Source organism: Acidithiobacillus sp. TH-A36, assembly GCF_057473445.1.
The window spans coordinates 1-1810 of sequence record NZ_JBYCKP010000482.1; the positions used below are offsets into that span (position 1 = coordinate 1).

2 protein-coding genes are annotated in these 1810 nt (G+C 50.7%); both read right to left on the bottom strand.

Translation table 11 applies throughout. The features are described from left to right. Positions 1–1092, bottom strand: a 1092-nt coding sequence (locus AC2VLY_RS12350; protein WP_486922372.1) for a hypothetical protein, incomplete at its 3' end; no start/stop codon positions are given. Further along, positions 1092–1565 carry a hypothetical protein gene (locus AC2VLY_RS12355; protein WP_081576829.1) on the bottom strand — a complete coding sequence of 158 codons (474 nt, stop codon included), beginning with the start codon at positions 1563–1565 and terminating at the stop codon, positions 1092–1094. The genes AC2VLY_RS12355 and AC2VLY_RS12350, both read right to left, overlap by 1 nt. Positions 1566–1810: the final 245 nt, after the last annotated feature.

Sequence of the window (1810 nt, forward strand, 5' to 3'; positions counted from 1 at the left end):
ACTAAACTGTTTGTCTTTTTTCTCCAATAATTCTTCACCAAGAAGTCTTGCCAGTGCAAAGCGGCGACTCTCTGGCCGCCGACCTGCACCTAAGACAAGGCGTTTTTCGTCTGCGCTGTATACGGTCAATTGGTCCAATGACTCAGGCAACCCATCATGCAGGATAGCCTCTGGTTTCACTCCGCAAATTTCCGCAAGGCGCCGATCCGTAACCTGTCCCTGTATCCCCAAATGGTGACGCAAACTTTGGGCGGATTCCATTGCCGTCATCCATGCAGGACTATTCACTTTCAGATCGACGGGATCCAGACCGAGTGCTTGCGGTTGTCTGACAATGCCCTGTGCATGCATCCAGGATTTAAAATCTGTTGCGGATACAAAAGTACGCTCTCCATTCGCTGCGAGTTCCGAGACGTTTTCCTCTCCCAGGTAATCCATAAGGGCCGGGAATACATCCAGAAAACCTTGCGGCGCCCCGTCAGGGTCAAACCCCAGCATGGCCTCCGTTTTTCTCCAAAGACGTGCTCTATCGTCCTGAAGCTCTTCCTGTAGTTCCGCAAAAACCTGTTGGAAAGGGGCGTCACTTATACCCTGCTCGCTCAGCCGAGATTGGCATAATCTTAAAAACCGCAAAATGGCTTCTTGCAAGTCGGTGACCGGCAAAACGAGTGGCACCGTACTCGTATAACGAACAGGATCAAGACTTTCTATTCCCGTAATACCCGGTCGAAAAACAGACCTCGCGCCATCTGAGTAGATCGTCAAGGGGGGCCAAATATACCCATCACCCACGTTGGCCATGTCATGGGCTAACGCCCACTCCAGAGGTAATGAACGGCTTCGCGTTTCCGGGATAGGCTCGTAAGAGAGACGATAAAAATTCCAGGCGAGCCAAAGGGCAAGAGGGTGTAGGCAGAGTCGAGCATGCTCACGAAATTGCCAGTGACCGTCTGCTTCAAGAACATCATTACGAGTCAGGCAAACCCCGTTACCTTGAATGGTGAAGTCGGCTGATGTGGCTTCACAAGGCCCTCCCTCATACTCTGCAAGACCACGCGCATCTATCCAGGACACCCCGAACAGTTCTTCCATTAGTCGTCGTCCTCCCGCAGACAGCTGATACGGTCAATCAAATTCCGCTGTTTCGATGCGAGGGGATAACCGTGATAAGTACCCTGATCTGGGTTATCCAGTTTTGCCTCAAACACTATGCTTTCTCCGTCCACGGCCCAAATTCTTCTGGGGAATCCATTTTCTGATGTATCGCTGTACAAGCCTCTCCGAACGCCATCCTTGAAAAGCCGCAAAGCTGCTGTTTTGGGTAGCCTCCTGGTGCTCTTTATTGGGTCTCTTGGATCCAAATCGCAAAGCGTTTTATCCTGACGAGGACACGCCGGTGGTTTCAGGTTGTAATCCTCTGGATAAAGCTTATGCACAGGATTGCCTACATAACCAGGTTCTTTTGCAAGAACGCCGAGGATTTCATCGGGCGCTGCCTTGCGAACCTTTACCCTTGATCCACTATGCATTCTTCTGCGTATCATGGCGAAATTATCAATAGGCATTCATTCAAAGTCAATCAACCATTCCTCCTCCTCACCTGTTCATCACGCGGAAAACCCGCCGACAAGCGAAAACGCTTCGGGGAACATTTTTGTCCCGCAGTAAGGATAAGCGAAGAGTCCGCCCAGCCTAGTCCGGGAATGTCCCAAAATACGTTGCACACACCGCTTTTCGATTTGGGGAGACCTTATTTTTGGCGTTTTGCCTCTACTTTGTGCCGGTTGTTTTTCACGGCGTACTCACTGCA